This is a genomic window from Paenochrobactrum pullorum (assembly GCF_041929845.1).
Classification (GTDB): Bacteria; Pseudomonadota; Alphaproteobacteria; order Rhizobiales; family Rhizobiaceae; genus Paenochrobactrum; species Paenochrobactrum pullorum.
Genome location: NZ_JBHEEH010000001.1, coordinates 618,425 through 624,974, shown reverse-complemented (window position 1 = coordinate 624,974; position 6,550 = coordinate 618,425). Strand labels below are relative to the sequence as shown.

Here is a 6,550-nt window from a genome sequence, read left to right as displayed (position 1 = left end):
CCCGCAATGTTTCACGCGCAGCCACCGCCAGTGCCATGCTTGGTATCTCCAGCAAATGATCATCAAGATAGGAGGACGTCACCTCATCATTGCCGGCATTTTTGGGCATCAACAATTCTGTTAAAGCTCCCACCGGTGCAAGAAGCGGTAAGAACAAAACAAGCAGTGCAATGTTAAAAAATAAATGCGCATAAATCGGCAATTGTGACGCATCGCTTAAAAAGCCGGTCAGCAATTCTGCCAAAGGTTTGGCCATGATCAACAAAGCCAGCGCCCCGAAAGCACGCACTAAAAGATTGGAAAAAGCAAGCCTTCGGGCTTCCAGTCCCTCACCTGTCACAGCCAATAAAGGCGGAACCGCACCACCCACATTGGCGCCCGCCACCAGTGCAAGCCCAAGCGCGGGCGTGATGATCGCAGCCTTTGCCAACAGCATCACAAAGATGACCACAGCCAGACTTGAAGAACCTAAAATTGCCAGACCTGCAGCAAAAATCAACGCAAAAAGCGGCGCATCGTCAAGCGCGGACAGAAGCGTTGCAATCATTGATGAATGACGCAGCGGCTCTGTCACCCCAGACATCAATTGCAAAGCCAGCAACATTAAACCCAAACCCAGGACCGCACGGCCAACGCCTTTGCCCATCGTGCTTTGCCGGTTGGAAAAAATGAAAACGCCCAGAAAAATAAACACGCTTGCCAGCCAATGGACATTCATCGACAAAATAATCGCCGCAATGGCAGTGCCGACATTCGCCCCCAGCATGACTGCTTGCCCCATCCGCGGGCTCAGTAAATTTTTACCGGCAAAAGATGCTGTAATTACCGCTGTCGCCGTGCTGGATTGCAACAAAAGTGTAGCGACAAACCCTGAAAAAGCCGCCTGCACGCGATTTTTTGTGGCTCTGGCAATCCACTGTCGCAACATCGGGCCAAAAGCACGCATGACACCGGTTTTTATCAGACGCAAACCCCAAAACAGCAAAGCGGCAGCGCCGAGCAAATCAATCAGCTGAATTGTTGGTTGCATCTTTTTGTCCTTCCCTCATGACCATGCGTGCAGCTAACTAATCTGGCATTTTTTGCACAGCTGTGCAATGAAAGATAAAACTCCGGCTCAACTTATTTTCAGCACCGTTAAAAACCAGTTGTGAATGAAAATTTCAGCGCATAAAGCCTTATAAAACGATAGAGTGACGCCTTGTCATACAAATGAAGCATAGCTGATGCAAAAGAGAAGAATTATAAAAATCAAACGTCTGATTGTGCTTCACCTTTTAATGATTTTGTGCAACCGTGCACAGTGATAAATAACCGGAAATTGCCCTTGTCAAAACCACCCCGCATGCCCATCAGTGCCCAAAGAGTTGCAGAACGTGCAGGTGTCTCTCGCTCTGCTGTTTCACGAACCTTCACCAAAGGGGCAAGTGTTTCCGAAGCTACCCGTCTTAAAGTTTTAAAAGCAGCTGATGAGCTTGGCTATCACGTCAACCATCTGGCGCGCGGCCTGATCCGTCATCAGTCCGGCATTGTATGTCTGATCATTGCTGAAATTAATACGCCCTATCAATCCAGTTTTCTGGAGGCTGCCACCCGTCACCTGCAAGCAATCGGCAAAGTGGTGATGGTGCTCAACACCTCGGGCGAGCATCATGCCATTGAAAATGCATTACGCCAGACCCTCAATTATCGTGCCGATGCCACTGTTGTCGTCTCCGGCAGCCCTTCCCGCTCACTGGTGGAAACCTGCATCAATAACGGCCAGCGTGTTATCATGATCAATCGTGACGACCTGCCGGAAGGCACCGAGCAAATCATGGTTGATAATGCGGCTGCGACTGAACAAGCCCTTTTGATGCTGCAACGCGCCGGCTGCAAAGATTTAACCCTCGTAAGTTCAACCGCCGGCACCGCAAGTATTGTGTTACGCGAGCAATCATTCATCAAAGCTGCCGGTGAAATTGGTCTGTCGGTCAATCTTTGTCGTGCAGGGCCTACCGGTTATGCCACAGGCATAGAAGCAGCACGCCTAGTGCTGGCGTCACCCAAACGCCCTGACGGCGTTTTTTGTGTAACCGATTTGTTGGCGCTTGGTTTTATGGATGCTGCCAAGCGTGATTTTTCGCTTAATGTGCCGCAAGACCTATGCATCATCGGCTTTGACGATATTCCGCAAGCCAGTTGGCAATCCTATGAACTGACCACTTTCCGCCAGCCTTTGGAGGAAATGGCGCTTGCCATTGCCACCAGCCTGCATGACAATACCAGTCTGCCGCCGCAGATTAAATTCCCGCTGCAAACGGTTTGGCGACGTTCTGTCCGGCCTTGAAGTTTTAAATTCGGCTCAAATCCAGCACACAATCACGGGTCGGCAGACGCTCGCTATAAGCCTGCATGATCTCCAGCACCATTTTAAATTTTTGCGCCAATGGCGCGTCATCAATGGTTGCAGCTTGCGTCATCCAACTTTGATAAAGCGCCATTCGTGAAGGCGGAATAAAAGCAAACGCCAGATCAGCCGCTTTACGTAATCGGTACCAATCCTGACAAAAGACCATCAATGGCAAATCATCACCCCTGAAATTCTTGCTCTGCCCCCAAAGCAAATGCGCCAATCCGGCAAAGCTGTTGGTTTCAACAAATGCCCTCATATCCTGCGGCCATTCACGTGGAAAATAACGTGCTTCCACCAGATCGCATAAATGGCGATCCATAAAGGTGCCGAAATCAGGTGCTTCGGCTGCCTGATTAAGCGGCTCCCCAAGCTTTGCTGCCTCCCGATGATAGGCTGAAAAAGCCACATCAAAACCGGATGCATCCGCCAGCGACAGCGTTCGCATATGCACTTTCACACCATCTAGCTCCAGCATTTTCATTGCTGGCGCAAAACCGACAGTCGAGGGCACTGCGATATTGTAAAAACCTTGCACTCCATCATGAAAATAAGCAGTATCATTGACATGCAAATGACCGGAAAGATGAAAGCCCACACCGGTGGCCGTAAATTTTTGTGCCACATCTGCGCCCGGATCACGTCGTGCCAATCCAACAGAGCCGAAAAGTGCGCGCTCTTTCACAGCCGTTCCCGCCAGCGGATCGAGTGCCGGATAATGCGAAAAGGCAATCAATGTCTTGCCTTGTTCTTGCGCACGTCTGGCGACATCCTGCATCCATGTCAGCAAATAAGGTCGTGATTGCAGCAAGGTCGGCCAACCGCCATTGGTCGGGTCTATAAATGAGGATGGGTCGCTAAAATCCGTTGCATCCTTTTTAGGCACGCAAATATTGACGTCCAAAGATAAGATCCAAAGCCCTTCAACCGGCTCAACCAGATATGAAGCATCCAGCAACGCGCACTCACGTGCATCATCAACGCTTCTCACTACATGATAGCGACTGGCATAATCAGGATTGAGCCCGAAGGGCGTCTCCCAATAAATATCGCGCACATCCGGCATAAAACCAAGATCAGGCATCAGACGCAATGCTTCTTCCGTGCCAATTGTCGCCATTTCCGCGATCGATAAAGCACCATCGCCAGCCTCAACCGGCGCACTATCCAAGACAATGCGCGCACCATCGTTACCGATAAATTCTTTGCGCTGCGGACGGCCGTGAAGCGCATAAAAATCATGATTTCCCGGTGTCGCAAAATAACGAAGGTCAAAGCGGGACGCATAATCGCGCAGCATAGCCAATGCCGCTTCAATATTGTGGCGCTGACCATCATCGGTCAGATCACCCGGAATGATCACAAGTTTGGCACCCTCACTCACCGCCTTGTCCAAAGCCGCACGTAAAGCCGGTGCGCTTTCATTAAAAACACGGGTAGAATTAGCCGTATCTTGATAGCTACGGCAAGCGCGCTTCAGGTCGGAACCCTGCGGTTGCCATTCAGTGTCATGAAAATGCGGATCGGCAATCACAGCAATACGAAACATCAAACGACCTTTGAAACGGACAAAAGGAGTGCCTAAAAACATGGCACCTGCGACCAGCAGATGCCATCAACATCATTCAAAGATTAGCGGCAATATCATCTTCAATCATGCGCGCCCAGCGAGCGGTGCGTTCTGCGGCTTCAATCAACATCGGTTTTGGGGTTTCATGCCATTCATCCGGATGCAGTTCGCGCTTGCGACGCACATGGTTGATGGCATCTTCCAATGTCGGAAACTCTTCACGTAATTGCATATGCAAATAAAGGGCGACCAGCACGACCGAACGCGAACGACCCGCACGACAATTGACCAGCACATTGCCGCGTTCACGCATTGGATAAGAAGCTTTTTCGGGCAAAATCTGATCGAGCGCGCCTTTCAGCTGAAAATAACCGGCCAACATCATGGTTTGCGGATTTCCCGGCCCGTCAACAATGCCCAGCTTGTAATAACGGATTGGTGCTGCACCAAACTCCACACCCATCGTGGCATCAGCTGCCGCTTCACCGACATAATTGAAATCCAGATTAACCGCGCAATTGAGCACGGTCGTGATGCCATGCTCCTTTAAAAGTGCAACATTAGACGCACCTTCCCGACCACCGACATATAGATCAACTCCATAGCCCGGCATATTTTTATAAATCGGGCTAATCACTGGGCGATCATAGTGACGTGTTGGTTTATCAGTCATATCTTACACTTATCCCTTATTCGAATGAAAAGCTGTTTCAAAAAACCGCTCTGTTAGTTCTGCTTTAAAAGGTCGGCACTTTCGAGAATTTCAATGCGGCTAGCCTTGGAGAGATAATCAGCAACCGCAGGTGTTACAGCCAGCACCGGTGCCCCCTTCATCAAACCATCAAGCGACAGAAATGGCCCCGTTACACCGCCCGCTTCACGCACAAGCAAAAGGCCCGCCAGACAATCCCATGAATTCATGTGCAACTCGGCGTAACCATCACTGCGCCCGTCTGCCACATATGCCAAGGCCAGCGCACCCGATGCACCACGGCGTACATTGCTGCCTGCGTTTAAAAGATCGGTCAAAGTACGCAAATAATGCTCCTGCGGCACTCGGTTCGACCAACCAAGTTCAAAACTGGTCGCGCTGATATTGCTTGTCGCAGACACATGAATCGGCTGGCCGTTTTTAAACGCGCCCTGCCCCTTGCGGGCAAAATAAATTTCATCCAGTGCCGGATTGATAATGACACCAAACTGCACCTCACCTTGCGCAATAAAAGCAATGGAAATGCAAAAATGCGGGATGGAGCGGGCAAAATTGGCGGTGCCGTCAATCGGATCGACCACCCATGCAATATTTCCCGGTGTACCACCGGTTTCTTCACCTAAAAAACCATCATCGGGAAAGTTTGCAGCCAAGTGTTCTTTAATGTGGCGCTCCACATTGCCATCTGTTTCAGTCAAAAAATCCTGCGGCCCTTTCATCGAAAAAGGTTGTCCTTGTTGGCGCTGAAAACCTTCCAGTGCCAATGCTGCCGCACTTTGTGCCAGTTGGATGCAAAAATCGGCACGGTGATCAATCGCAACCTGATCAAGATGATGAACTGTAACAGTCATGGATAAGAAACTTTCAATGCATGAGGCTTGATAAAGCGATAGATTGCACAAGTGTGCATTTTAATTTTCAAGGTAATTATACCAATTTATCGCCTATAAACCTTGTTATGAATATTAAATCAACGCGACGAATTGCACAGCTTTGCAATTAATATTACGGAGCACTTCTTTGTGCTGCAATTTCTTCCGCGATACGTGTGAGAACCGGATAATCAGCACCTTGACCGGTGGCAATATAAGCAGGCATTTCAAAAATACGCTGATGCTCATTGTGCCCGCTCAAGTCAAACGGCCGGTAAGATCCGCCGGCTTTTTGTACGATCAAAATGGCCGCAGTTACATCCCACGGGTTCACACTAAAACCCGCCGCCGCATCCACCCAACCAGCGGCCACATGGGCAAGGCTCAAAGCTGCACTGCCCGGACGGCGCACGGTCGCATAAGTTTTGGTCAGTTCACCAAAGCGTGCCAGTGCCCGCTCATCGCCATCAATATCGAAATCGCGATTGACCGGATAACCGGTAATCAGCACCGCATGTTTTTCTTGCGCCACACCTCGGCTTTGCATGGGGCACCCGTTCAATGTCGCGCCTTCTGTCGTCGCTTCGAACAAATTGCCTGTTACCGGATCAAGAATGGCACCGGCGACAATTTCATCACCAATTACAGCACCCACAGAGATGCACCAAAAAGCGAGCCCGCGGGCAAAGTTGGCAGTCCCGTCAATCGGATCAACATACCAATGCACTTCACCATCGCCGGTCGAGCCGCCTTCTTCACCCATAAATGTGGAATCCGGCACCTCTTTAAAGACAAGCTCGCGGATCATCGCTTCAGCACGCCGGTCATGTACGGTCACCGGATCATGGCGATCCCGTTTAAAATCCACATCCATCTGTGAGCGGAAAGCGGCCAGAAGTGGCTCTTTCACCTTCTCCACTGCCTTGCGTGCAGTTTCGCCCAGCAACCGGCTTTTGCCCATTTGAAGTGCACTCATGATCTTTCCTCCGGCCTTCAGGCTTTGT

The 6,550-nt window shown here is 50.3% G+C and carries 6 protein-coding genes; 1 reads left to right on the top strand and 5 read right to left on the bottom strand.

Features of this window, described 5'->3' with window-relative positions; all coding sequences use genetic code 11:
• Nucleotides 1-1,030, bottom strand: a 1,030-nt coding sequence (locus JNC77_RS02920) for a Na/Pi cotransporter family protein (RefSeq protein WP_374829259.1), incomplete at its 3' end; no start/stop codon positions are given.
• Nucleotides 1,031-1,327: 297 nt separating this feature from the next.
• Here JNC77_RS02920 and JNC77_RS02915 point away from each other — a divergent pair.
• Nucleotides 1,328-2,329 carry a LacI family DNA-binding transcriptional regulator gene (locus JNC77_RS02915; RefSeq protein ID WP_374829257.1) on the top strand — a complete coding sequence of 334 codons (1,002 nt, stop codon included), beginning with the start codon at nucleotides 1,328-1,330 and terminating at the stop codon, nucleotides 2,327-2,329.
• 4 nt (nucleotides 2,330-2,333) lie between these two features.
• Here the strand turns inward: JNC77_RS02915 and JNC77_RS02910 are convergent, their stop codons facing one another.
• From JNC77_RS02910 to JNC77_RS02895, 4 genes are all read right to left on the bottom strand, one after another.
• A complete protein-coding gene (locus JNC77_RS02910; protein WP_374829255.1) occupies nucleotides 2,334-3,983 on the bottom strand; it encodes a metallophosphoesterase family protein in 1,650 nt (549 codons plus the stop codon).
• Nucleotides 3,984-4,017: 34 nt separating this feature from the next.
• Nucleotides 4,018-4,635: a dual specificity protein phosphatase family protein gene (locus JNC77_RS02905; RefSeq protein WP_374829253.1), complete on the bottom strand. Its 618-nt coding sequence runs from the start codon at nucleotides 4,633-4,635 to the stop codon at nucleotides 4,018-4,020.
• A 53-nt stretch (nucleotides 4,636-4,688) separates the two neighbouring features.
• Nucleotides 4,689-5,525, bottom strand: coding sequence for an inositol monophosphatase family protein (locus JNC77_RS02900; RefSeq protein ID WP_374829251.1), 837 nt, complete (start codon nucleotides 5,523-5,525; stop codon nucleotides 4,689-4,691).
• Between the two features lie 154 nt (nucleotides 5,526-5,679).
• Nucleotides 5,680-6,522 carry an inositol monophosphatase family protein gene (locus tag JNC77_RS02895; protein WP_374829249.1) on the bottom strand — a complete coding sequence of 281 codons (843 nt, stop codon included), beginning with the start codon at nucleotides 6,520-6,522 and terminating at the stop codon, nucleotides 5,680-5,682.
• Nucleotides 6,523-6,550 lie beyond the last annotated feature (28 nt).

What these genes read in the sequence shown, in the direction of transcription:
- JNC77_RS02905 (WP_374829253.1), bottom strand. Translation starts at nt 4,635, where the DNA reads ATGACTGATAAACCAACACGTCACTATGATCGCCCAGTGATTAGCCCG.
- JNC77_RS02895 (WP_374829249.1), bottom strand. Translation starts at nt 6,522, where the DNA reads ATGAGTGCACTTCAAATGGGCAAAAGCCGGTTGCTGGGCGAAACTGCA.
- JNC77_RS02900 (WP_374829251.1), bottom strand. Translation starts at nt 5,525, where the DNA reads ATGACTGTTACAGTTCATCATCTTGATCAGGTTGCGATTGATCACCGT.
- JNC77_RS02910 (WP_374829255.1), bottom strand. Translation starts at nt 3,983, where the DNA reads ATGTTTTTAGGCACTCCTTTTGTCCGTTTCAAAGGTCGTTTGATGTTT.